Annotated in this window: 23 protein-coding genes; 7 read left to right on the forward strand and 16 right to left on the reverse strand. The window is 56.4% G+C overall.

The features are described from left to right. Positions 1 to 48: 48 nt before the first annotated feature. Entirely contained in the window at positions 49 to 639 is a 591-nt protein-coding gene (gene diaA, locus JEM67_RS24445) for a DnaA initiator-associating protein DiaA (RefSeq protein ID WP_004948462.1), read from the forward strand. A 9-nt stretch (positions 640 to 648) separates the two neighbouring features. Beyond that, the gene (gene dolP, locus JEM67_RS24450) at positions 649 to 1,224 is read left to right on the forward strand and encodes a division/outer membrane stress-associated lipid-binding lipoprotein (protein WP_013814665.1); all 576 of its coding nucleotides are present in this window, start codon (positions 649 to 651) and stop codon (positions 1,222 to 1,224) included. A 42-nt stretch (positions 1,225 to 1,266) separates the two neighbouring features. Here dolP and mtgA read toward each other — a convergent pair whose 3' ends face one another. From mtgA to JEM67_RS24470, 4 genes are all read right to left on the reverse strand, one after another. After that, positions 1,267 to 1,998 (reverse strand): monofunctional biosynthetic peptidoglycan transglycosylase, encoded by a 732-nt coding sequence (gene mtgA, locus JEM67_RS24455; RefSeq protein WP_199635722.1) that lies wholly within the window; start codon positions 1,996 to 1,998, stop codon positions 1,267 to 1,269. After that, positions 1,995 to 2,648 (reverse strand): isoprenoid biosynthesis glyoxalase ElbB, encoded by a 654-nt coding sequence (elbB, locus tag JEM67_RS24460; protein ID WP_199635721.1) that lies wholly within the window; start codon positions 2,646 to 2,648, stop codon positions 1,995 to 1,997. The genes mtgA and elbB overlap by 4 nt, the downstream gene beginning before the upstream one ends. A gap of 238 nt (positions 2,649 to 2,886) precedes the next feature. Next, positions 2,887 to 5,226 carry an aerobic respiration two-component sensor histidine kinase ArcB gene (gene arcB / locus JEM67_RS24465; RefSeq protein WP_013814668.1) on the reverse strand — a complete coding sequence of 780 codons (2,340 nt, stop codon included), beginning with the start codon at positions 5,224 to 5,226 and terminating at the stop codon, positions 2,887 to 2,889. Positions 5,227 to 5,330: 104 nt separating this feature from the next. After that, the gene (locus JEM67_RS24470; RefSeq protein WP_199635778.1) at positions 5,331 to 6,257 is read right to left on the reverse strand and encodes a TIGR01212 family radical SAM protein; all 927 of its coding nucleotides are present in this window, start codon (positions 6,255 to 6,257) and stop codon (positions 5,331 to 5,333) included. 694 nt (positions 6,258 to 6,951) lie between these two features. Here JEM67_RS24470 and gltB point away from each other — a divergent pair. Next, positions 6,952 to 11,412 (forward strand): glutamate synthase large subunit, encoded by a 4,461-nt coding sequence (gene gltB / locus JEM67_RS24475; RefSeq protein WP_013814670.1) that lies wholly within the window; start codon positions 6,952 to 6,954, stop codon positions 11,410 to 11,412. Between the two features lie 10 nt (positions 11,413 to 11,422). Further along, on the forward strand, positions 11,423 to 12,841 hold the full coding sequence (locus JEM67_RS24480; protein ID WP_004948480.1) for a glutamate synthase small subunit: 1,419 nt from the start codon (positions 11,423 to 11,425) through the stop codon (positions 12,839 to 12,841). A 182-nt stretch (positions 12,842 to 13,023) separates the two neighbouring features. Here the strand turns inward: JEM67_RS24480 and sspB are convergent, their stop codons facing one another. The 5 genes from sspB to zapE all read right to left on the reverse strand — a co-directional run bounded on the left by sspB (position 13,024) and on the right by zapE (position 16,743). Beyond that, a complete protein-coding gene (gene sspB, locus JEM67_RS24485; RefSeq protein WP_199635720.1) occupies positions 13,024 to 13,521 on the reverse strand; it encodes a ClpXP protease specificity-enhancing factor in 498 nt (165 codons plus the stop codon). 5 nt (positions 13,522 to 13,526) lie between these two features. Continuing rightward, positions 13,527 to 14,168: a stringent starvation protein SspA gene (gene sspA / locus JEM67_RS24490; protein ID WP_004948486.1), complete on the reverse strand. Its 642-nt coding sequence runs from the start codon at positions 14,166 to 14,168 to the stop codon at positions 13,527 to 13,529. Positions 14,169 to 14,503: 335 nt separating this feature from the next. After that, positions 14,504 to 14,896, reverse strand: a complete 393-nt coding sequence (gene rpsI, locus JEM67_RS24495; RefSeq protein WP_004948488.1) for a 30S ribosomal protein S9 — start codon at positions 14,894 to 14,896, stop codon at positions 14,504 to 14,506. A gap of 15 nt (positions 14,897 to 14,911) precedes the next feature. Continuing rightward, positions 14,912 to 15,340 carry a 50S ribosomal protein L13 gene (gene rplM / locus JEM67_RS24500; RefSeq protein WP_006317092.1) on the reverse strand — a complete coding sequence of 143 codons (429 nt, stop codon included), beginning with the start codon at positions 15,338 to 15,340 and terminating at the stop codon, positions 14,912 to 14,914. Positions 15,341 to 15,615: 275 nt separating this feature from the next. Then, on the reverse strand, positions 15,616 to 16,743 hold the full coding sequence (gene zapE, locus JEM67_RS24505; RefSeq protein WP_199635719.1) for a cell division protein ZapE: 1,128 nt from the start codon (positions 16,741 to 16,743) through the stop codon (positions 15,616 to 15,618). Positions 16,744 to 16,975: 232 nt separating this feature from the next. On the opposite strand from zapE, the gene zapG reads away from it, so the two are divergent. The 3 genes from zapG to degS all read left to right on the forward strand — a co-directional run bounded on the left by zapG (position 16,976) and on the right by degS (position 20,090). Next, entirely contained in the window at positions 16,976 to 17,377 is a 402-nt protein-coding gene (zapG, locus tag JEM67_RS24510; RefSeq protein WP_006317094.1) for a Z-ring associated protein ZapG, read from the forward strand. Between the two features lie 194 nt (positions 17,378 to 17,571). After that, the gene (degQ, locus tag JEM67_RS24515) at positions 17,572 to 18,942 is read left to right on the forward strand and encodes a serine endoprotease DegQ (RefSeq protein ID WP_199635718.1); all 1,371 of its coding nucleotides are present in this window, start codon (positions 17,572 to 17,574) and stop codon (positions 18,940 to 18,942) included. 89 nt (positions 18,943 to 19,031) lie between these two features. Beyond that, on the forward strand, positions 19,032 to 20,090 hold the full coding sequence (degS, locus tag JEM67_RS24520) for an outer membrane-stress sensor serine endopeptidase DegS (RefSeq protein ID WP_004948503.1): 1,059 nt from the start codon (positions 19,032 to 19,034) through the stop codon (positions 20,088 to 20,090). Between the two features lie 74 nt (positions 20,091 to 20,164). On the opposite strand, the gene murA is transcribed toward degS, so the two are convergent. From murA to mlaF, 7 genes are all read right to left on the reverse strand, one after another. Then, complete coding sequence (gene murA, locus JEM67_RS24525) at positions 20,165 to 21,424, reverse strand: UDP-N-acetylglucosamine 1-carboxyvinyltransferase (RefSeq protein ID WP_004948506.1); 1,260 nt, start codon at positions 21,422 to 21,424, stop codon at positions 20,165 to 20,167. A 54-nt stretch (positions 21,425 to 21,478) separates the two neighbouring features. Beyond that, positions 21,479 to 21,733: a BolA family iron metabolism protein IbaG gene (gene ibaG, locus JEM67_RS24530; protein WP_004948511.1), complete on the reverse strand. Its 255-nt coding sequence runs from the start codon at positions 21,731 to 21,733 to the stop codon at positions 21,479 to 21,481. A gap of 140 nt (positions 21,734 to 21,873) precedes the next feature. After that, a complete protein-coding gene (gene mlaB / locus JEM67_RS24535) occupies positions 21,874 to 22,176 on the reverse strand; it encodes a lipid asymmetry maintenance protein MlaB (RefSeq protein ID WP_004948514.1) in 303 nt (100 codons plus the stop codon). Then, entirely contained in the window at positions 22,176 to 22,805 is a 630-nt protein-coding gene (mlaC, locus tag JEM67_RS24540; protein ID WP_013814676.1) for a phospholipid-binding protein MlaC, read from the reverse strand. Before mlaC ends, mlaB begins: the two co-directional genes overlap by 1 nt. Positions 22,806 to 22,819: 14 nt before the next feature. Then, positions 22,820 to 23,371, reverse strand: coding sequence for an outer membrane lipid asymmetry maintenance protein MlaD (gene mlaD, locus JEM67_RS24545; RefSeq protein WP_006328260.1), 552 nt, complete (start codon positions 23,369 to 23,371; stop codon positions 22,820 to 22,822). Positions 23,372 to 23,375: 4 nt separating this feature from the next. Then, on the reverse strand, positions 23,376 to 24,158 hold the full coding sequence (gene mlaE, locus JEM67_RS24550; protein ID WP_004948524.1) for a lipid asymmetry maintenance ABC transporter permease subunit MlaE: 783 nt from the start codon (positions 24,156 to 24,158) through the stop codon (positions 23,376 to 23,378). Positions 24,159 to 24,162: 4 nt separating this feature from the next. After that, complete coding sequence (gene mlaF, locus JEM67_RS24555) at positions 24,163 to 24,978, reverse strand: phospholipid ABC transporter ATP-binding protein MlaF (protein WP_199635717.1); 816 nt, start codon at positions 24,976 to 24,978, stop codon at positions 24,163 to 24,165. Positions 24,979 to 25,096: the final 118 nt, after the last annotated feature.

A 25,096-nucleotide genomic window follows, 5' to 3' on the forward strand; every position in this document is an offset into this window, starting at 1 on the left:
TGGTTTACCGGTGCAGACCGGCCCTTTGACTTAGTGGATTAATACAACGTGCTGGATAGAATTAAAGCCTGTTTTACCGAAAGCATCCAAACCCAGATTGCGGCGGCGGAAGCCTTGCCCGACGCCATCTCGCGTGCGGCGATGACGCTGGTTCAATCCTTACTTAACGGTAATAAAATTCTGTGCTGCGGCAACGGTACCTCGGCGGCCAACGCGCAGCATTTCGCCGCCAGCATGATCAACCGCTTTGAAACCGAGCGCCCAAGCCTGCCGGCCATTGCGCTGAATGCCGATAACGTGGTGCTGACGGCGATCACCAACGATCGTCTGCACGATGAAGTTTATGCCAAGCAGGTGCGCGCACTCGGCCATGCCGGCGACGTCTTGCTGGCAATTTCCACCCGCGGCAACAGCCGTGATATTGTGAAAGCGGTCGAAGCCGCAGTGACGCGTGACATGACGATTGTCGCACTCACCGGTTACGACGGCGGGGAGCTGGCCGGTTTGCTCGGTCAACAGGATGTCGAGATCCGTATCCCATCGCATCGCAGTGCTCGTATTCAGGAAATGCATATGCTCACAGTAAATTGCCTATGCGACCTGATAGATAGTACGTTGTTTCCCCACCAGGACGAATAAGGAACTGAGATGAAGCTGAAAGCCACATTTGCAGTGCTATCCAGCGCCCTGCTGTTACAAGGCTGTATCGCCGGCGTTGTCGTCGGCAGCGCAGCTGTCGCCACCAAGAGCGCCACTGACCCACGCAGCGTGGGCACTCAGGTAGACGACGGCACGCTGGAAGCCCGGGTTGAAAACGCCCTGAGTAAAGATCAACAGCTGAAGAAAGACGCCCGGGTGGTTGCTACTGCCTATCAGGGTAAAGTATTGCTGACCGGCCAGTCGCCGAGCACCGACCTCGCCGCCCGCGCCAAGCAAATAGCGATGGGCGTCGAAGGCACGTCCGAGGTGTATAACGAGATCCGCCAAGGGACGCCAATCAGCCTCGGCACTGCGTCCTCCGATACCTGGATCACCACCAAGGTGCGCTCGCAGCTGCTCACCAGCGACACGGTGAAATCATCCAATGTGAAGGTCACTACCGAAAACGGCGAGGTGTTCCTGCTGGGCCTGGTCACACAACAGGAAGCGCAATCGGCTGCGCAGATCGCCAGCCAGGTGAGCGGCGTGAAACACGTCACCACCGCTTTTACCTTCGTGAAATAACCCGCTGCGCCGGGGTAGGCCTGATGCCTTTATCCCGGCGCGCTAATCCAGATTATTGTCTTTAAGAAAACCTTCCCCACCCAACTGCCGCATCTGGCGCATAATCCACTGTTGCCGTTGAATCACATAGCCGGAAGGCGCACTGGCTTTAAAACGATGCGGGTTTGGCAACACCGCCGCCAGCAGAGCCGCTTCAGAAGCGGTCAGGCGTTTGGCCGGCTTATTGAAAAAGCGTTGCGACGCCTCTTCCACGCCGAATACCCCATCGCCAAATTCAACGATATTCAGGTAAACCGTCAGGATCCGACGCTTGGTCCACACCAGTTCGATCCCCGAGGTCAGCCCGGCCTCCAGCCCCTTGCGCAGCCAGCTGCGGCCATCCCACAGAAACAGGTTCTTCGCCGTTTGCTGCGACAGCGTGGAGGCGCCGCGGATGCGTGTGGGGCGACGTTCGTTGTGGCTGAGCGCCTTTTCGATCGCCGCCACGTCGAACCCCCAGTGTTCAGGGAACTTCTGGTCCTCCGCCGCCATGACCGCCAGCGCCATCTGCGGGGAAATATCGTCCATCGATACCCAGTCGGAATGCGCCACATAGCCAAAATCACCGCTCAGCCAGGCGCCGAACTGCCGCTCCGCCATCACCGCAGAAAAAGGCACCGGCAAGAAAGCAAAAACGGCTATCCCAAGCCCCCACAGGCCGACAAGGACAATAATTCCGCGTTTCAGCCAAAACCACGGTCGGGAAAAAATCGATTTGCCCGCGGACTTTCTCATTCAACCAAATCCAGCACCCGTGAAACCAGCTTATCAATCCCGTCGGCCGCCTCGCCGATAGATTTCGCCAACATATAGGCCGGCGTGGTCACCACTTTGTTCTCAATATCCACCACGATGTCATCAACCGGGCAAATAACCGGCTCGCCCCCCATGGCATCAATCACTTCACCCAGGTCCGGATCGTTGCCAATGGTCAGCCGCACTTGTTGATCCAGCAGCTTCGGCAGCAGCGCGGGGGAAATGCACATAAAACCAATTGGTTTATTTGCCTTATACATTTGTTGCGTTAACTTAGCTAAATCTTTATCAATCCAGCATTCCGCCCCTTCACTGGCGAAGCTGCTGAGGTTCTTCGCCGCACCAAACCCACCGGGTACAATCAGCGCATCCAACTGGCTGGCATCGGCCTGTGAAAGCGGCTGAATGTTCCCTCTGGCAATACGCGCAGACTCGACCAAAACATTGCGTTCTTCCGGCATTTCATCGCCAGTTAAGTGATTAATAACATGAAGTTGAGATTTATCCGGTGCAAAGCACACCGCCTGTGCCCCCACCCGGTCCAATGCAAGCAGCGTCAGGACGGCTTCATGGATCTCCGCGCCGTCATAAACTCCGCAGCCGCTCAGCACAACGCCAACGTTTTTCATCACCCTTACTCCTTATGAGACTGTCAACTGGTTAATGCTCGGAGTTAACAAACACTAATCTACATCACACATTTTAATGAATCTTCTAACAAGAGCGCTTACATTTGCTATGTTGTTGGCTGTATGATGTTTAGGAATTCTCTACAACCTGCTCGACCAGAACACTGAATACCAATACGCAGGTTCACAATTTCCCTGGTGTTGGCGCAATATTCGCGCACCCCGGCCTAGGTCGGGGTCATTTTTTTTCAGCGTTCGCAACCCACTCACGCAGTACCTGTACATCGTTGCGCCATTCCTGCTTGAGCTCATCAACCCAGTCCTGCACGTTATCCCACCACGCCGGCAGCGTCGGGGTTTGAATTTGCTGTGCAAGCTGCTGCAAATGACGCAGGCCAACCGACCCGCAAGCGCCCTTGATTTTATGCCCTTCTTCGGTGATGCCTTTCTGGTCACGCGCCGTCATATTGGACTCCAGCACCGCCAGATAGCCCGGCATCATCTGCTCAAACATCTCCAGGCTCTGATGAATCAGTTGCGGCCCCACCAGGTCCATGTACTGTTCCAGCATTGTGGTATCCAGTAACGACTCATTAATCTGCATCGCCTTTTGCTCCGTTTTCTTTGTAGTGTGAGAGGGTTGATGATCCCAGTAATGTTTAATGACTTTGGTCAACGCCGGTACAGAAAGCGGCTTGCTCAGCACATCGTCCATACCCGCGTCGAGATACTCTTTTTTGTCTTTCAGCACGTTGGCGGTCAAAGCAACCAGCGGTGGCAGCGCTTGTCCGGCATAACGCTCGCGCAACACCCGGGCGATATCCAGCCCGGTCATGTCCGGCAGTTGGATATCCAGCAGCACCAGATCAAACTCGTCCGGATCGAACATCGCCAGCGCGTCGGTGCCATTCATCGCCACGTCCACGCTGTTGCCGAGCTTCTCCAGCACCGAGCGCGCCACAATCACGTTCAGTTCGATATCCTCCACCAGCAGGATATGCAGCGCCGGCAACGGCAGATCCTCCTCGGCCCGCGCCTCACTTTCCGCTTCCTGCACCGCCGGCGCATTGATGGTCAAGGTGAAGCAAGAACCGTGCCCCTGTACGCTGCTGACGGTGATATCGCCGCCCATGCTCTGTGCCAGGCGCTTGGAAACAGCCAACCCGATGCCGGTGCCGGTCGCCGGGCGGCCGCCGTGCTGATCTTTCACCTGATAATACATGGCGAAGATCTTGTCCTGTTCGTCCTGAGGGATGCCCATGCCGGAGTCTTCCACCTCAAACACCAGTCGATCCTGCTCTTCACGCCGCACACGCACCACAATCTGCCCATGCGGGGTAAACTTCACCGCATTGCCGATCAGGTTCCACAGGATCTGCCGCAGGCGGGTACCGTCGGTGATGATTTGCTGCGGCAGCGGCGATTGCGGCTCCATCACGAACTGCAGGCCTTTCGGCTGCGCCAGCAGACCGGAGAGGTTTTCCAGATCCGCCAGGAAGCCGGTAAAATCCACCGGCTGGTTGTCGAGCTGCACTTTCCGCCGCTCGAGCTTATCCATCTCAATGATGTCATTAAAGATATTGCCCAGCGTGATGGCGCTGACATGGATGGTCTTCAGGTATTTCAGTTGCTCATCGTTCAAGTCGGTATCGAGCAGAATGCGGCTCAGCCCGACAATGCCGTTAAGCGGCGTACGAAGCTCGTGGCTGATCGTTGAGATGAAGGTGGTCTTGTCCCTGCTGGCATTCTCCAGCGCGTCCTGGTAGCGCTTACGCTCGGTTATATCGCGGCCAAAGCCCATCAGTCCGTGACGTTTGCCCACGCGATCGTAAAACGGCACCTTTCGCAGCTCAAAACAGGCCTTGCGCCCGTCCGGGTAAACCAGCCACTGTTCGTAGGTCAGGGAGACGTTATGGCGAAAGACCTTCTCGTCGGTTTCTATCACCTTTTCGGCGATCTCCTGGCTGTAGACGTCAAACGGCGTCAGGCCGATCAGCTGCTTTTCGCTTTTGCCGGTCAGCAGCTCCATCGCCCGGTTACACCCGGAGAATTCTTTGTCTTCGTTGCGGTAATACACCAGGTCAGGGGAGGCATCGAGGAACGAGCGCAACAGCGCCGATTGCTGACCCAACTCAATCTGCGCCAGCTCGCGCTGTTCCATCTCTTCCGTCAGCTTGTCCATCACCTGCTGGCGATCTTGCTCCGCCTTGATGCGGTCGGCGATTTCCTGATTCAACTGGCTGATATTGTCCTTGAGCTGCTGGTTCAGCTCCAGATCGCGGTGGCGCATTTCTTCCAGTTTATCGACCAGACGCGCCAGGCGCTGGCGGGATTCTTCCAGTTGCTCGACCACCACCGACAGAAAGTACACCGCCCAGGGCGTAATCAGCAGGCCGAAGAAGATCGAACGTACCACGTCGATGCTTTCCACCTCGCCGCGCAGCAGCATGGTCACCGCCATCTGTACCACCATCGCCAGTACCACCAGCGCCGAAGCCAGCAGCAGCGAAAAGCGCACCAGCCCCAGTTTCACCATTAAATCAACGTAGTACTGGGCTAATACCCGGATTTGCTTCATAGCGGCTCCCATCAGACAGAATCGGTTAAATCATACCGTAAAACCTCGGTGAGATAAGGAAGCAAACACCGAAGTGTGGGAAAGTTTGCAAATCAAAACAGCGATCAAGGGCGATATTGCCGCTTTTCATCCAATCCGCTGCCCTGTCCGCCATAACGCTGCAGGTAACCGCCGACCGCCTGCATGCCGTTCCAGCGGTTTTCGCACCATAATGGTGCCAACAGCGTCGGCCGACGGGCGCTGGCGGAGATGCGGTGATAGACAATCTCTTTCGGCGTATGGCGGATCATTTCCCCGGCACTGGCGGCGTATTCCTCCAGCGCCAATTCAGGCATGCGCCCGGCCTGCCAGGCCCGCGCCAGGGTGCTGCCGGTAACAATATGCAGCGGGTGCAGCTTGATGCCGTCCACGCCGCTGTCCACCACCTGCCGCAGCGTAGCCAGATGATCGGCCGAGTTTTCCCCCGGCAGCCCGACGATCAGGTGGCTGCATACCTTCAGCCCACGTTCGCGTGCCAATCGGGCGGTATGCTGATAACAGGAGAAGTTGTGGCCGCGATTAATGCGCTTCAGCGTTTTATCGTGTGCCGTCTGCAGGCCCAGTTCGAGCCAAACCTCATAACCTTGTTCAAGGTAACCCGCCAGCAAATCAAGCGCAGCGGGCGGCACGCAGTCCGGCCGCGTGCCAACGCAGATCCCGACCATATCTGCCTGCGTCAGCGCCTGCCGATACATGTCCGCCAGCAGGCTCACTTCTGCATAAGTACTGGTATAGGCCTGAAAGTAGGCCAGGTAGCGTTTTGCACGGTTGACCCTGCCGGCCTGCACCCTCAGCTGTTCGGCAATGCTCTGGCGCTGCATCTGTTCGTCCGCAAAAGAGGCTACGTTGCAGAAGGTACAACCGCCGCGGCCCAGGGTACCGTCACGATTTGGGCAGCTAAAACCGCCGTGCAGCGTGAGTTTATGGATCTTTTCGCCGTGCCGACGCTGAAGATCGGCGCCAAACATATTGACTAATTGCGGCAACTGCATAATCTTGGCTTTCTCTGTACTCAAAGCCCGTGATGCTAATAAGAAACGGCTTTTCCCGCGATGACAGAGATCAACGCTTTCTCTTCAAGGCTTCGCCAGGCATAACTATTCATTATAAATGCAAATAAAATCACCCGAGCCAAGATGAATTTTTCTTATTCTCCCCTAACCGTTAACGTCTGTATGACAAAGCGATGAAAAATAGTTACAAATAACAAGAAAGAATAACTTAATAGAATAAAATTCTGATATTCACGCCCGCACTAGCATGGTGCAGAGATTCAGAGGTTGCACTATAGTGAGACAGCTCACATTTCCTCAAGCCCAGACGTTCCTCGCCACCACCGTAAATTCATGTAAAAATAGTTATTTTTCAAAAAGATAACCCACAATAATTCAATAAAAAACGATCTTAAGCCTATATTTGACCTGCGTATTCTTTCTCGCTAAGTTGGAAGTCCGCTGGAAGCTTTCTGGACGGGCAAACGTCTCGTCATATTTATGCAGTTATTTAAGACTCCCTCTTAAAACAAGTCATTCACCACTTGTGAGAACCGTCACGAGAGGCCATTGATGGAGGGCGGAAAAGCAGATCGGCGATATTAACCTTGCTGATTGGACTTCCGCCTGACGTTGGGAAGCCCCCTCGCAGTTGGTTGTAAGAGTCACGCAGAGCCTGGGGAGGTTCACTGATATGTTGTACGATAAATCCCTTGAGAGGGACAACTGTGGTTTCGGCCTAATCGCCCACATAGAAGGCGAACCTAGCCACAAGGTGGTGCGAACTGCTATTCACGCGCTGGCCCGAATGCAGCACCGTGGCGCAATCCTTGCTGACGGCAAGACTGGCGACGGTTGCGGCCTGTTATTGCAAAAGCCCGATCGCTTTTTCCGCATGGTTGGAGAAGAGCGCGGCTGGCGTTTAGCCAAGAACTACGCCGTTGGCATGATGTTTCTCAGCCAGAACGAAGAGGAAGCCCGTGCCAGCCGCCGCATTGTGGAAGAAGAGCTGCAAAATGAAACGCTGTCGGTCGTCGGCTGGCGTGAAGTGCCGACCAATCCGGACGTTTTGGGTGAGATCGCCCTCTCTTCCCTGCCGCGCATTGAACAGATCTTCGTTAACGCCCCTGCGGGTTGGCGCCCGCGCGATATGGAACGCCGCCTGTTTGTGGCGCGTCGCCGTATCGAAAAGCGCGTTCAGGACGACAGCTTCTATGTCTGCAGCTTCTCGAATCTGGTCACGATCTATAAAGGCTTGTGCATGCCTGCGGATCTGCCGCGTTTCTATCTCGATCTGGCGGACCTGCGTCTGGAATCGGCCATCTGCCTGTTCCACCAGCGTTTCTCCACCAACACCGTGCCACGCTGGCCGCTGGCGCAGCCGTTCCGTTATCTGGCGCACAACGGTGAGATCAACACCATCACCGGCAACCGCCAATGGGCGCGCGCCCGTACTTATAAATTCCAGACGCCGCTGATCCCGGATTTGCAAACCGCCGCCCCCTTCGTTAACGAAACCGGCTCCGACTCCAGCTCGCTGGACAACATGTTGGAGCTGCTGCTGGCAGGTGGCATGGACCTGATCCGCGCCATGCGTTTGCTGGTGCCGCCGGCCTGGCAGAACAACCCGGACATGGACACCGATCTGCGTGCCTTCTTCGACTTCAACTCGATGCACATGGAGCCGTGGGACGGCCCTGCTGGCATCGTGATGTCCGATGGCCGCTACGCCGCCTGTAACCTGGACCGTAACGGTCTGCGCCCGGCGCGTTATGTAATTACCAAAGACAAACTGATCACCTGCGCCTCCGAAGTCGGCATCTGGGATTACCAGCCGGATGAAGTGGTGGAAAAAGGCCGAGTTGGCCCTGGCGAGCTGATGGTGATCGACACCCGCAGCGGCAAGATCCTGCACTCCGCCGAAACCGACGACGACCTGAAAAGCCGCCACCCGTATAAAGAGTGGATGGAAAAGAACGTCAAGCGTCTGGTGCCGTTCGAAGATCTGCCTGAAGATCAGGTTGGCAGCCGTGAACTCGATGACTCGCAGCTCGAGACTTACCAGAAACAGTTCGGCTACAGCAGCGAAGAGCTGGATCAGGTGATCCGCGTGCTGGGCGAGATCGGCCAGGAAGCTACCGGATCGATGGGTGACGATACCCCGTTCGCCGTGCTCTCCAGCCGTCCGCGCATCGTGTATGACTATTTCCGCCAGCAGTTCGCGCAGGTGACCAACCCGCCTATCGACCCGCTGCGCGAAGCGCATGTGATGTCGCTGGCGACCAGTATCGGCCGCGAAATGAACGTGTTCTGCGAGGCCGAAGGCCAGGCGCACCGCCTGAGCTTCAAATCGCCGATCCTGCTGTACTCCGACTTTAAACAGCTCACCACGCTGGAAGGCGAATATTATCGCGCTGACACGCTCGATCTGACCTTCGATCCTGCAGTGCAGGATCTGGAGCAAACCATCCGCGCCCTGTGCGACGAAGCGGAACGTAAAGTTCGCGACGGCGCCGTGCTGCTGGTGCTGTCAGATCGCGCCATCGCCGCCAACCGTCTGCCGGTGCCTGCGCCGATGGCAGTAGGCGCGATCCAGACCCGTTTGGTAGAGAAAAACCTGCGTTGCGATGCCAACATTATCGTTGAAACCGCCAGCGCCCGCGATCCGCACCACTTCGCCGTGCTGTTGGGCTTCGGCGCGACCGCGGTCTACCCGTACCTGGCCTACGAAACGCTGGCCAAACTGGTGGATACTCAGGCGATCGACAAGAAATACCGCGACGTGATGCTGAACTACCGCAACGGCATCAATAAAGGCCTGTACAAGATCATGTCCAAAATGGGCATCTCGACTATCGCCTCTTACCGTTGCGCCAAACTGTTTGAAGCGGTCGGTCTGCATCGTGACCTGTCCGATCTCTGCTTCCAGGGCGTAGTCAGCCGCATCGGCGGCGCCAGCTTCAGCGACTTCCAGCAGGATTTGCAGAACCTGTCCAAGCGCGCATGGCTGAAACGCAAACCGCTGGAACAGGGCGGCCTGCTGAAGTTCGTTCACGGCGGCGAGTACCATGCGTACAACCCTGACGTGGTGAGCACCTTGCAAACTGCGGTACACAGCGGCAAATACAGCGACTATCAGGCTTACGCCAAACTGGTGAATGAACGCCCGGTCGCCATGCTGCGTGATCTGCTGGCCATTACGCCGCAGGGTACGCCGATCCCGGTCGACCAGGTTGAACCGGCAGAATCGCTGTTCAAACGCTTCGACACTGCGGCAATGTCTATCGGTGCATTGAGCCCGGAGGCCCACGAATCGTTGGCAATCGCCATGAACAGCCTAGGCGGTTTCTCCAACTCCGGGGAAGGCGGCGAAGACCCTGCACGTTACGGCACCAACAAGGTTTCACGCATCAAGCAGGTGGCATCCGGTCGTTTCGGCGTGACGCCGGCCTACCTGGTGAATGCCGACGTGATCCAAATTAAAGTGGCGCAAGGGGCAAAACCGGGCGAAGGCGGCCAGTTGCCTGGCGATAAAGTGACGCCTTATATCGCCAAACTGCGTTATTCGGTGCCGGGCGTAACCCTGATTTCTCCACCGCCGCACCATGACATCTACTCGATCGAAGATCTGGCGCAACTGATCTTCGACCTGAAACAGGTCAACCCGAAGGCGATGATCTCGGTGAAACTGGTTTCCGAACCGGGCGTCGGCACCATCGCTACCGGCGTGGCGAAAGCCTATGCCGATCTGATCACCATCGCAGGCTACGATGGCGGTACCGGTGCCAGCCCACTGTCGTCGGTGAAATACGCCGGCTGCCCGTGGGAACTGGGCCTGGTGGAAACTCAGCAGGCGCTGGTGGCTAACGGCCTGCGCCACAAAATCCGCCTGCAGGTGGATGGCGGCCTGAAAACCGGCGTGGATATCGTCAAAGCGGCGATCCTCGGCGCAGAAAGCTTCGGCTTCGGCACCGGACCGATGGTGGCGCTGGGTTGTAAATACCTGCGTATCTGTCACCTGAACAACTGCGCAACCGGCGTGGCGACTCAGGATGAAAAACTGCGCCGCGATCACTATCACGGCCTGCCGGAACGCGTAACCAACTACTTCCAGTTTATCGCGCGTGAAACCCGCGAGATCATGGCGCAGCTGGGTGTCAGCCAATTGGTTGATCTGATTGGCCGCACTGAGTTCCTGACCGAGCTGGACGGCATCTCCGCCAAACAGAACAAACTGGATCTGTCGCCGCTGCTGAAAACCGCAACGCCGCATCCAGGCAAGGCGCTGTACTGCACCGAAAGCAGCAACCCGCCGTTCGATAAAGGGTTGATGAACAAAGATCTGCTGGCGCAGGCAGAGCCGCATATCGAAGCGAAGCACAGCAAGACCTTCTACTTCGATATCCGTAACACCGACCGTTCAGTAGGTGCCACCCTGTCCGGCGCTATTGCCACCGTACATGGCGATCAGGGCATGGCAGCAGATCCGATCAAGGCCTATTTCTCAGGCACCGCTGGCCAGAGCTTCGGCGTATGGAATGCAGGCGGCGTTGAGCTGACCCTGACCGGCGACGCCAACGACTATGTCGGCAAAGGCATGGCCGGCGGCCGTATCGCCGTACGCCCACCGATTGGTTCTGCGTTCCGCAGCCATGAAGCGAGCATTATCGGCAACACCTGTCTGTACGGTGCCACCGGCGGTAAACTGTTCGCTGCAGGCCGTGCGGGCGAGCGCTTCGCGGTGCGTAACTCCGGCGCTATCACCGTAGTTGAAGGCATTGGTGATAACGGTTGTGAATACATGACCGGCGGCATCGTCTGCGTGCTGGGTAAAACCGGCATCAACTTTGGCGCGGGTATGACCGGCGGCTTCGCTTACGTGCTGGATGAAGATGGCGAGTTCCGCAAACGCGTTAACCCGGAGCTGGTGGAAGTCTTGGATGTCGAGCAGCTGGCCATTCATGAGGAGCACCTGCGCGGTTTGATTACCGAACACGTGCAAGCGACCGGTTCTGCGCGCGGGGAAGAGATTCTGGCTAACTGGCCGGAATGGGCACCGAAGTTCGCTCTGGTTAAGCCGAAGTCCAGTGATGTCAAAGCATTGTTGGGTCACCGTAGTCGTTCCGCAGCCGAGCTGCGGGTTCAGGCGCAGTAAGAGGTCATTAATGAGTCAGAATGTTTATCAATTTATCGACCTGCAGCGCGTTGATCCGCCAAAAAAACCGCTGAAGATCCGTAAAATTGAGTTTGTAGAGATTTACGAGCCGTTTTCGGAAACTCAGGCGAAAGCGCAGGCGGACCGTTGTCTTTCCTGCGGCAACCCTTATTGCGAATGGAAATGCCCGGTTCACAACTACATCCCGAACTGGCTGAAGCTGGCGAACGAAGGTCGCATCATGGAGGCTGCGGATCTGGCGCACCAGACCAATAGCCTGCCGGAAGTGTGTGGTCGCGTCTGCCCGCAGGATCGCCTGTGCGAAGGTTCCTGTACCCTGAACGATGAGTTTGGTGCTGTGACCATCGGTAACATCGAACGCTATATCAGCGATAAAGCGATCGAAATGGGCTGGAAGCCGGACATGTCCCACGTGCAACCTACCGGCAAGCGTGTGGCGGTGATTGGCGCCGGTCCAGCCGGCCTGGCCTGTGCCGATGTGCTGACCCGTAACGGCGTGAAAGCGGTGGTTTACGATCGTCATCCGGAGATCGGCGGGCTGCTGACCTTCGGTATTCCGGCCTTCAAGCTGGAAAAAGAAGTGATGGTGAAACGCCGCGGCATCTTCAGCGAAATGGGCATTGAGTTCCAGCTGAATACCGAAGTGGGCAAAGACATCACCATGGATGCACTGCTGAACGAGTTCGACGCAGTGTTCCTTGGCGTCGGCACCTATCAGTCGATGCGCGGCGGGCTGGAGAACGAGGAAGCGCCGGGCGTCTACGACGCACTGCCGTTCCTGATCGCCAACACCAAGCAGCTGATGGGCTATGAAGCCGAGCCACACGAGCCGTATGTCAGCATGGAAGGCAAGCGCGTGGTGGTTCTGGGCGGTGGCGACACCGCGATGGACTGCGTGCGTACTTCCATCCGTCAGGGCGCAACTCAGGTTATCTGCGCCTACCGTCGTGATGAGGCCAACATGCCGGGTTCCAAACGCGAAGTGAAAAATGCGCGTGAGGAAGGGGTTGAATTCAAATTCAATCTGCAGCCGCTGAGCATCGAACTGAACAGCGCCGGCCGCGTCGCCGGTGTGAAAATGGTTCGCACTCAGTTGGGTGAGCCGGATGCCAATGGCCGTCAGGTTGCTGAGCAAGTGCCGGGGTCCGAGCACGTGATCGATGCCGACGCCGTAGTGATGGCGTTTGGTTTCCGTCCGCACAAGATGGATTGGCTGGCGGCACATGACGTTGAACTCGACAAGCAGGGCCGCATTGTGGCCCCGGAAGGCACCGATAATGCCTTCCAGACCAGCAACCCGAAAATCTTCGCCGGTGGCGATGCGGTGCGCGGTTCAGACTTGGTAGTCACGGCGATTGCCGAAGGGCGTAAAGCTGCCGATGGCATCATGAGCTACCTGGAAGTGTAATATCCCTTCTGCTTCACGCTTCAGGGGCCCGGTTCACAATACCGGGCCCTTTGTTTTTGCGCACACGCAACAACCGCCACCTTCGTACCCCGATACAACGATTGCATGACTTGATTATTCGGCAGGATCAAGGCAATAAAAAAGGTCGCCTGAGCGACCTTTTGCTGTTCGTAACTGCAGGATTATTTCACCACGCGCAGCGCCGGGCGGCCACCGCGCGGCGGCTGTGGCGGTTCATCGTCCAGCTCGTGGTCATCACTCATGTCCGGGCGATCGCCATCAATCACCGACATCAGGCTTTCCGATGGAATCGTCTCATTGTCCATGCCTTCAAAAGTGCCTTCCGCCTCATAGGCGGCTTCCGGTTCAAACATGGTGCCAGCGCCATTTTCACGCGCATAAATCGCCAGTACCGCTGCCATTGGCACCGAGACCTGACGTGGCACACCACCGAAACGCGCATTGAAATGCACTTCGTCGTTGCCTAATTCCAGGCTGCCTACCGCACGTGGCGCAATGTTCAGTACGATCTGGCCATCGCGGGCAAACTCCATCGGCACCTGCACGTCAGGGCGCGTCACGTCCACCACCAGATGCGGCGTCAGCTGATTATCAAGCAACCAGTCATAGAACGCCCGCAACAGATACGGACGGCGCGGGGTCATCTGAGACATATCCATGACGCTTAGCCCCGAGTCTGCAGGCGCATTTCGCGCTCGGCTTCGGTCAGGGAGGCCAGGAAGGCATCACGCTCGAACACGCGGGTCATGTAGCCTTTCAGCTCTTTGGAACCTGTACCGCTCAATTCAATGCCCAACTGCGGCAAACGCCACAACAGCGGTGCCAGGTAGCAATCCACCAAGCTGAACTCTTCGCTCATGAAGTAAGGCGTCTGACCAAAGATCGGAGCAATCGCCAGAAGTTCTTCGCGCAGCTGACGACGGGCTGATTCTGCTTCCTGGCCGTTGCTCTTCTCGATTTTGTACATCAGCGAGTACCAGTTTTTCTCGATACGCAGCATCATCAGGCGGCTTTCACCACGAGCTACCGGGTAAACCGGCATCAGTGGCGGGTGCGGGAAGCGCTCATCCAGGTATTCCATGATGATACGGGATTCATACAGGGTCAGCTCGCGATCAACCAGCGTAGGCACCGTTTGGTACGGGTTGAGGTCAATCAAATCCTGCGGCAGGTTATCCAACTCAACCTGCTCAATCTCGACGCTGACACCTTTCTCCGCCAGTACGATACGTACTTGATGGCTAAAAATGTCGGTCGGGCCAGAAAACAGCGTCATTACCGAACGTTTGTTGGCAGCGACAGCCATGAAAACCTCCAAGTTTATCTAGAAAATACTGCGAATAGCCAACTAACAGGCTGCTATCCTGAATGATCTTGACCGCTAGCCAGCAGCACACAGATAAACCCTGGGTCTAAAACAGGACGCGGAGGTAGACTGACGACAGCTGCATGGCGAACAGGCGCAAAAGTGGATGATAGTTTACCAGATTTTGCTTGTTTTGTGGGGACTGTGCGGTGATTTCGTGTTGAATTGTCTGATATACCACAGATTTTAGTCGTGATAAGGTGATTTTCAGGCATAAAAAAACCCGGTGAAGCACCGGGTTTTTGGCGTAAACTCCACTGCCGGAGCAGTAAAAATTAACGCTTGGAGAACTGCGGACGACGACGTGCTTTACGCAGGCCGACTTTCTTACGTTCAACTTTACGAGCATCACGAGTGACGAAGCCAGCTTTACGCAGCTCACCACGCAGAGTCTCGTCATATTCCATCAGTGCACGGGTGATACCGTGACGGATAGCACCAGCTTGACCAGAAATACCACCACCTTTAACAGTGATGTACAGGTCAAATTTGCCAACCATGTCGACCAGTTCCAGCGGCTGACGAACTACCATGCGGGCAGTTTCGCGACCGAAGTACTGTTCCAGGCTGCGCTGGTTAATTACGATGTTACCGTTGCCCGGCTTGATGAAGACGCGAGCGGCGGAGCTTTTGCGGCGACCAGTGCCGTAGTATTGATTTTCAGCCATTGCCTATAATCCCGATTAGATGTCAAGAACTTGCGGTTGCTGTGCCGCGTGAGTGTGCTCGTTGCCCGCGTAAACTTTCAGTTTACGGAACATTGCACGACCCAACGGACCCTTTGGCAGCATGCCTTTAACCGCGATTTCAATCACGCGCTCAGGATTGCGGGCAATCATCTCTTCAAAGGTCGCTTGCTTGATACCACCGATGTGGCCGGTGTGGCGGTAATACACCTTGTCTGTACGCTTTTTGCCGGTTACAGCAACTTTTTCTGCGTTCAGAACGATGATGTAGTCACCGGTATCAACGTGCGGGGTGTATTCCGCTTTATGCTTGCCGCGCAAACGACGAGCGAGTTCAGTAGCGAGACGGCCTAAAGTTTTACCATCCGCATCAACAACGAACCAGTCGCGTTTTACGGTTTCTGGTTTAGCTGTAAAAGTTTTCATTAGAAAGCTTACCCAATAATTAGTTACACGTTGGTGAACACCCAAACGCTCGAAAACAGTTGAGGCTCACACGACCATACAAGTCCAGCAAACCTACCCCTTCGAATAGCCATTGCCGGCACTATAAAGTTTTTGGGAAAAAAACTTTGTTGTAACGTGGGGTCGCAAGATTATAGAGAAGTCGCTCACAAAGATCGAACGCTTTTTGAATGGAAAAGCAATTTATCGCCGGCGAGAGGAAAACGGGGATCCTGACGGCCAGGCCCCCTGGACGATCAAGGCAGATGAGGCAGCTTCAGATACTCTTCGCTTTGCATCTCCTGCAGGCGCGACAGGCAGCGTTGATACTCAAACTTCAACCGCTCCCCTTGGTAGATGTCGAACATCGACGCTTCGGCGGCAATCACCAACTTGACGTGGCGTTCGTAGAATTCGTCCACCAGCGCCAGGAAGCGACGGGCGGTGTTCTCCTTCAACGGCCCCATCACCTGGACATTGTACAGTATTACGCTGTGATACAACCGCGACAGCGCAATATAGTCCAGTTGGCTGCGCGGCTCTTCGCACAGGGTATGGAAATCCACCGCCAATACCCCATCCACCGCGCGGATCGCTTGCAGTGGCCGGTGATTGACCTGCAGCACCGGCGCGTCCTCTCCAGCCTTCCCCGCCAGCTTGATGAACATCCGGTCCATGGTCTCTCGGGTTTGACCGTCGAGCGGCGTCAGGTACAAATGCGCCTGAGTCAGAGTGCGCAAACGGTAATCAATGCCGGCATCGACATTCATCACATCGCAGTAGTCGTTAATCAGGGCAATCGCCGGCAGGAAGCGCGCACGTTGCAAGCCGTTGCGGTACAGATCGTCCGGCGGAATATTGGACGTCGCCACCAGCGTGATGCCGCGAGCAAACAGCGCCTGCAGCAGCGTGGCCAGCAGCATCGCGTCGGTGATGTCGGAGACGAAGAACTCGTCAAAACACACTACGTCGGTCTGCGCCTTGAAACCGTCGGCAATCATCTCCAACGGGTTCTCCTGCCCTTGCAGCTCGGTCAGTTCTTCGTGCACGCGCAACATAAAACGGTGGAAATGCAGCCGCAGCTTGCGCTCCCCCGGCAGGCTGTGGAAGAACATGTCCATCAGCCAGGTTTTACCGCGTCCAACGCCGCCCCACATGTACAGCCCCTGTACCGGACGGAGGCTGGCCGTTTCACCGCCCTTGCCCAGCCAACGGCTTAACCTGCCGCGCAGGCCATTGGCCGCCACGCTTGCTGCAGGCGTCTGCTGCAATGCCTGATAAATGCCCTCCAGCCGGGTAACCGCCTGGCGTTGAACCTCGTCGGCCTGATATTCCCCCGCATCCAGCGCCTGCTGGTAGCGTGATAACGGTGATAATGCCTGCATCTGTTCGATGTTCCCTTAGAACCCGTAGAAATTATTTAGCAAATTTTCGCGGCATGTTGATGCTGCTTCGCACCGTTATCGCCACAAATGTCCGCGTCGCAGCGTACTGAAAAACCCTGCAAACGCCAGGTTATGGCTTATCAGGATTCCACTCGGACAAGGTTAACGGTTATAGTGGATATTATTAAGTGAAAAATCCCTGCGGAACAACGAAGTCAAAATAGGAGTCATCATGACCTGGGAGTATGCGCTGATTGGTTTAGTCGTCGGCATCGCCATTGGTGCGGTAGCGATGCGTTTTGGTAACCGTAAATTACGTCAACAACAAGTTTTGCAGAACGAGTTGGACAAGAGCAAAACCGAGCTGGAAGAGTATCGTCAGGAACTGGTCGGCCACTTTGCCCGCAGCGCCGAGCTGTTGGATAACATGGCGCGAGACTATCGCCAGCTGTATCAACACATGGCGAAAAGCTCCAACAATCTGCTGCCGGATCTGCCGATGCAGGAAAATCCGTTCCGCTATCGCCTGACCGAAGCCGAAGCCGATAACGATCAGGCACCGGTAGAAATGCCGCGCGACTATTCTGAAGGCGCCTCTGGCCTGCTGCGTGGCGAACGTCCGCGCCGCGACTGATCCTCGCCCCTGCCCGTGGGCTCGCCCCACGGGTTTTCATCTTGCCCTGCTTTATCTCCTCGCGCCTGAACTATCCTTAACGCTAATGCTTGAGTGAACTTTTCACGCAAATTCACGGTCTTACCCTTCACTATGGTATTGCTGCTGCTTTATCATCACTATTTCATCGGCAGGTATTGAGAGAGTTATTATCAATGAAGAAAAAGTCGTTAATTCTTAGTGCATTGGCAATGAGTATTGGCCTCACGATCACCTCCGTACCGGCAGCCAGCGCCGCATTGCCCGTCGCTGTTCAGGGGCAATCGCTGCCGAGCCTGGCACCGATGCTGGAAAAAGTCTTGCCCGCCGTGGTGAGCGTGCATGTTGAAGGGACCCAGGTGCAGCGCCAGCAAGTTCCGGAGGAATTCAAACGCTTCTTCGGCCCCGGCGGCCCTGGACAGCAACAAAGCTCACGCCCGTTTGAAGGGCTGGGGTCCGGCGTAATCATCGACGCTGCCAAAGGCTATGTGCTGACCAACAACCACGTCATCAACAACGCCGATAAAATCAGCGTACAGCTGAATGACGGCCGCGAAGTGGATGCCAAGCTGGTTGGCCGCGACGAGCAATCCGATATTGCCCTGCTGCAGCTCAGTGACGTGAAAAACCTGACCGCGATAAAAATGGCGGATTCCGATGCCTTACGGGTCGGCGATTTCGCCGTTGCCGTCGGTAACCCGTTTGGCCTCGGCCAGACCGCCACCTCCGGCATTATCTCAGCCCTGGGCCGTAGCGGCCTGAACCTGGAGGGGCTGGAAAACTTTATCCAGACGGACGCCTCCATCAACCGCGGCAACTCCGGCGGCGCGCTGGTTAATCTCAACGGCGAGCTAATAGGCATCAACACGGCCATTCTGGCGCCGGGCGGCGGCAACGTCGGCATCGGCTTTGCCATTCCGAGCAATATGGCGCAGAACCTCAGCCAGCAGTTGATCGAATTCGGCGAAGTGAAACGCGGCTTGCTAGGCATCAAAGGCAGCGAAATGACCGCCGATATGGCCAAAGCGTTTAATACTGACGCCCAGCGCGGCGCTTTCGTCAGTGAAGTACTGCCGAAATCCGCCGCTGCCAAAGCGGGCATCAAGGCTGGCGACATCTTGGTCTCCGTCGACGGCAAACCGGTCAACAGCTTCGCAGAACTGCGTGCCAAAGTGGGCACTACCGCACCGGGCAAAACCATTAAGGTCGGGCTGCTGCGCGATGGCAAACCGCAGGAAGTTGCCGTTACGCTGGATAACAGTGAGGGCACCTCCACCAATGCCGAAACGCTTTCACCGGCCCTGCTGGGTGTTTCCCTCAGCAACGGCACCCTTGCCAGCGGTGACAAAGGCGTGAAGATCGATAAGGTGGATAAAGGCTCTACGGCAGCGCAGATTGGGCTGCAGAAAGACGATGTGATCATTGGCGTCAACCGCCAGCGCGTTGAGGACATCACGACATTGCGCAAAGTATTGGCAGCCAAACCTCCAGTCATGGCGCTGAACATCGTGCGTGGCACTGAAACCCTTTATCTGCTGCTGCGTTAATTTGTTTAAAAACCGGGCTCAGTGACATACTGCGCCCGGTATTCTCATGTTATCCTCCCTGCATCCTTCATCTCACGTACTAAAACTCCATGTTTGCTAAGCTCTTGCGTTCTGTCGTTATTGGTTTAATCGTTGCTGGCCTGCTGCTGGCTGCGCTGCCTGTGCTGCGCTCTTCCAATACTCTGTTCGCAGAAAAACATGACAATACTCGTGACGAGACGCCGGTCAGTTACAACAAGGCCGTGCGGCGCGCGGCGCCCGCCGTGGTGAATATCTACAACCGTAACATGAGCGGTGCCGCCAACGTGCTGTCGCTGGGTTCCGGCGTGATCATGAACGAGCGCGGTTATATTCTGACCAATCGCCACGTTATCAAGGATGCCCAGCAAATTACCGTCGTGCTGCAGGACGGCCGCCGCTACGAAGCGCTGCTGGTCGGCTCCGACAGCCTGACCGATCTGGCGGTGCTGAAGATAGATCCGGGCAATCTGCCGGTAATCCCTATCAATAACGCCCGTGCCGCGCACGTGGGCGATGTGGTACTGGCGATCGGCAATCCCTATAATCTCGGCCAGACCGTCACTCAGGGGATCCTAAGCGCTACGGGTCGCATCAGCATGAGCACCACCGGTCGCCAGACCTTCCTGCAAACCGATGCCTCGATTAACCGCGGCAACTCCGGCGGCGCTCTGGTTAACTCACTGGGTGAGTTAATCGGCATCAACACCCTGACCTACGATAAAATCACCGACGGCGAGACGCCGGAAGGCTTGGGCTTCGCCATTCCCATCGAGTTGGCCACCAAGATCATGGACAAATTGATCCGTGATGGCCGCGTTATCCGCGGTTACTTCGGCATTCAGGGCAAAGAGATTATTCCTTTGCGTTCGTCCAATTCCGGTATCGACCGCCTGCAAGGCATTATCGTAACCGAAATTACGCCGAACGGACCGGCGGGTAACGCCGGCTTCCATATTAACGACGTAATCACCAACGTAGACAGCAAACCGGCAATATCGGTACTGGAAACCATGGACCAGGTCGCTGAGATCCGCCCGGGCACGGAAATTCCGGTCATCGTGCTGCGCGACGGCAAACGCATTACGCTGAAGATGACGGTGGGAGAGTTCCCGGAAGACAGCAATTAAAAAGGGCCCGGCCAAAGTGAGCCGGACCCTCAACGCAGTGTTTCCGCCGGGGCGTCGCCCCGGCATCTGACAAATTACTCGCCTTTCACACGCTCAATATTCGCACCCAGCGCACGCAGCTTATCTTCAATACGCTCATAGCCACGGTCGATGTGGTAAATACGATCGACAACGGTCACACCATCGGCGATACAGCCGGCCAGTACCAGGCTGGCGGAAGCGCGCAGATCGGTTGCCATCACCTGGGCGCCGGACAGTTGCTCAACACCGTGACAAATCAGGGTATTGCTCTCAATCTCGGCGTGTGCACCCATACGGATCAGTTCAGGCACATGCATGAAGCGGTTTTCAAAAATGGTTTCGGTGATCACGCCGGTGCCTTCCGCTACCAGGTTCAGCAAGCTGAATTGGGCCTGCATATCGGTCGGGAAACCAGGGTGTGGCGCGGTGCGTACGGTAACCGCTTTAGGGCGCTTGCCGTGCATATCCAGGCTGATCCAGTCTTCACCCACTTCGATATCCGCGCCGGCTTCACGCAGCTTGGCCAACACGGCGTCCAGCGTATTCGGACGGGTGTCGCGGCACATCACTTTACCACCGGAAACCGCTGCGGCAATCAGGAAGGTGCCGGTCTCGATACGGTCAGGCAGAACGCGATACACACCGCCACCCAGGCGCTCAACGCCTTCGATGGTGATGCGATCACTGCCGGCGCCGCTGATTTTCGCACCCAACGTGTTGAGGAAGTTGGCGGTATCGACAATTTCCGGCTCGCGTGCGGCGTTTTCAATCACGGTGGTACCGGTCGCCAGGGTCGCTGCGCTCATGATGGTTACGGTGGCGCCAACGCTCACCTTGTCCATCACGATGTGCGCGCCTTTCAGGCGGCCTTCAACGGAAGCCTTAACGTAACCTTCTTCCAGCTTGATCTCCGCACCAAGCTGCTCCAGGCCGCTGATATGCAGATCGACCGGACGTGCGCCGATCGCACAACCGCCCGGCAGAGAAACCTGACCGCGGCCGAAGCGCGCGACCAACGGCCCCAATGCCCAGATAGAAGCGCGCATGGTTTTCACCAGGTCATAAGGTGCACAAAACTCGTTCACACCGCTGGCGTCTACATATACCGAACCGTTGCGTTCGATCTTGGTGCCTAACTGGCTGAGTAGCTTAATGGTGGTATCGATGTCCTTCAGCTTAGGGACATTCTGCAGCTCGACCGGCTCTTCCGCTAATAATGCGGCGAACAGGATCGGCAGGGCGGCGTTTTTCGCCCCGGAAATAGAAACTTCACCGCTGAGGCGGGTCCGGCCCTGCACACGAAATTTATCCATCTGACTACTCTCTGTTATCTAATCTGAAGCTGCCCGCCCGAAGGGCAAACAGCCTTAAAATCCGTTGAGTTTGCGGTCTCGCTGCCACTCTTCAGGGGTGTACGCCTTGATCGATAAGGCATGAATTCGGTTGTCCGCAATGTATTCCATCAGCGGTGCGTAGACAGTCTGTTGTTTCTTGACGCGGCTCATGGCGGCAAACAGCTCGCCGACCACGATCACCTGAAAGTGGCTGCCATCGCCCGTGACATGTGCTTCATCCAGTGCCAATGCTTGCATCAGCACGTCTTTAATCTCGTTATTTTCCATAGTATCCAGTTCTGCAGCAAAAGGATCATAATCAGCCTGACATCTTAGTGGAATACGACGTTTTCTTAAACTAAAGAAAAAGCCCCTGTGTAACAGGGGCTTTCTGGGGGATGACCGTCTTCAGCCAGCTGAAAATATCGCTAACCAGCGGTATCGACAGGCATTATTGCTTGCAGGTTATACAACGCGATCAGCGTTTTCAAGCGATCGGTGGCGCCGGAAATTTTTAATTCAACGCCACGCTGGCGCTGCTGCTCACGCAAATGCACCAACAGCGCCAACCCGGAAGAGTCCACGCGCTGCAGTTGCGAGACGTCGAGAGCGGTTTTATCCGCCAGCAACGTTTCCCGCTGTTCCCACAGCGGCAGCAGCGTTTCCCGGTCCAGCTCGCCGCGCAGGATCAGGGTCTGCTGCTGCGATTCAAAGCTGAGTGCGGCCGACATCAGTTTTTCTGATCCAGCGTGATAGGCCGCTGCGCAGCCGCTTGCAGCTGTTTGGTCAGACCGTCAATGCCCTGAGTACGCAGGGTAGACGCCCATTCGTTCTGCTTGGTGGTGATCATGCTGACGCCTTCGGCGATCATGTCATACGCCTGCCAGTAGCCGGTTTTACTGTTTTTACGCCATTGGAAATCCAGACGTACCGGTGGACGGCCGTCTTTATCGATGATGGTCACGCGGATGGCGACGATGTCGGCATTACCCAGCGGCTGCTCAGGGGCGATCTGGTAGGTCTGACCATGATACATCGCCAGCGCCTGCCCATAAGCCTGCTCCAGATAGGCCTGGAATGCGGTGAAATAGGCCTCACGCTGCGCCGGCGTCGCTTCTTTGTAATAACGGCCCAGCACCAGCGCACCGGCATACTTGACCTGTACAAACGGCATCAGCTCCTGATGCACCACCGAACGCAGGTAGTTAGGGTCCTGCTTGATTTTTGGCTGCTCGGTTTTCAGCCGGGTGAAGGTCTTCTCAGCCGCATCTTGCATCAGGCTGTACGGGTTGGTTTGATCGACCGCATTCGCCAGCGGCGCAACCACCAGCAGGGCAACCATAAGTAAACGTTTAAACATGCAGGTTTCCTCTCTTAATGACTTGGGGCGACAGATTGCGGCGCAGTACCGGCAGCCGGCTCAGCGGCCGCGTCTCCCGGTTTGGCTGCATTATCCTGGCCGCCGCTTTTATACAGGAACTGGCCGATCAGATCTTCCAGAACCATGGCTGATTTGGTGTCCTGAATGGTACCGCCGTCCTTCAGAATGGTGGTGCCCATATCAGGATCTTCAAAACCGACGTTCAGCGCCAGATACTGCTCCCCCAGCAAGCCGGAGGTGCGGATCGCCAGCGAGCTGGTGTCCGGAATCTGGTTAAATTTGTCCTGAATATCCAGGGCTACTCGCGGCGTATAGGTCTTAGGATCGAGCGAGATATCGGCCACACGGCCAATCACCACGCCACCGATTTTCACCGGCGAACGCGCTTTCAGGCCGCCGATATTATCGAAGGTCGCATAGATGCGGTACGTCGGTTCATTACCGATCGACTTAATGTTTGCTACCTGCAGGCAGAGAAAGACGATGGCGCACAGCGCAATCAGCATAAACGCCCCAACCCAAATTTCACTCTTCTTCGTTTGCATCGAATCAATTCCCAAACATCAGTGCTGTCAGCACGAAATCCAACCCCAACACCGCCAGTGACGAATGTACCACGGTACGCGTCGTTGCCCGGCTAATCCCTTCAGAGGTCGGTACCGCATCATACCCGTTGAAAATGGCAATCCAGGTCACGGTGATGGCGAATACCACGCTCTTGAGCAGGCAGTTGAGCAAGTCTTTTCTCCACTCCACTGCGCCCTGCATCGCCGACCAGAAGAAGCCGCTGTCGATGCCCTTCCAATCCACGCCGACTATCGAGCCGCCCCAGATGCCCACCGCGACGAAGATAATCGTCAGCAGAGGCATGCTGATCAAACCGGCCCAAAAGCGCGGCGCAACAATCCGCCGCAGCGGATCGACGGCCATCATTTCCAGGCTGGAAATCTGTTCGGTCGCCTTCATCAGGCCGATTTCCGCCGTCAACGCGGAACCGGCGCGGCCGGCAAACAGCAGAGCGGTAACCACCGGCCCCAGTTCACGCAGCAGCGACAACGCCACCATCATGCCCAGGCTGGCCTCGGCGCTGTAAGTCGTCAGTACCAGATAACCTTGCAGCCCCAGCACCATGCCGATAAACAGCCCGGAAACCATGATGATCAGCAACGATTGCACACCCACGCTGTGCATTTGCTTTAGCAACAACGGCCACTGTTTACGCGGCTCCGGCCGCCCGACCAGCGCGTTGAACAGCATCAACCCCGCGCGCCCAAAGCTGGCGCTGGTATTGATGCCACGGCGCCCTAACGACGCTAACGCCTGTAATAACATGAGCTTATTTACTCCCTAAGCCTAACAGCTCGGCCTGGTAATCCCCGGCCGGATAACGGAAGGGTACCGGCCCATCGGCAATACCATCCAGGAACTGGCGCACGCGCGCATCAGGATTGTTCTGTAATTGTGGCGTCGTCCCTTCGGCAATCACCCGGTGATCGGCGACGATATACGCGTAGTCGGCGATGCTCAGCACTTCCGGCACATCGTGCGAAACCACGATGCAGGTGATGCCCAGCGCATGATTCAGCTCATCGATCAGCTTCACCAACACGCCCATGGTGATCGGATCCTGACCGACGAAAGGTTCGTCGAACATGATCAGTTCCGGGTCGAGCGCGATCGCACGCGCCAACGCGGCACGCCGCGCCATGCCGCCGGACAGTTCATTGGGCATCAGCTCAGCCGCGCCGCGCAATCCGACCGCTTCCAGCTTCATCATCACCGTGCTGCACAAAATCGGTTCCGGCAAACGGCTGTGCTCACGCAGCGGATAGGCCACGTTTTCAAACACCGTAAGATCGGTGAACAGCGCGCCGGACTGGAACAGCATGCTCATTTTCTTGCGTGCTTCATACAACTGATGGCGGGATAACGCGGGAATGTTATCGCCATCGAACCAGATCTCGCCGCGGTCCGGTGCCAGTTGGCCGCCAATCAGGCGCAGCAGCGTGGTTTTACCAATACCGGACGGCCCCATGATCGCCGTGACCTTGCCACGGGGAACCGTCAGGTTGATGTCTTCGAATATCAGTCGATCGCCGCGCGAGAAACTCATGTCGCGCACTTCGACCAGATTCTCTGCATTTTGGTGCATGTTAATGGATCCTTTACGGCTCATTTTTGCCAAATCTACCCACGATGTTAAAGCAACGGACGCAATGCGTCTCATCTTTACAAAAACTTACCGGTATTTCGCTACCAATGGTGCGCTA

The sequence above is a fragment of the Serratia sp. PAMC26656 genome (assembly GCF_016469055.2).
Taxonomy (GTDB): Bacteria; Pseudomonadota; Gammaproteobacteria; order Enterobacterales; family Enterobacteriaceae; genus Serratia; species Serratia plymuthica.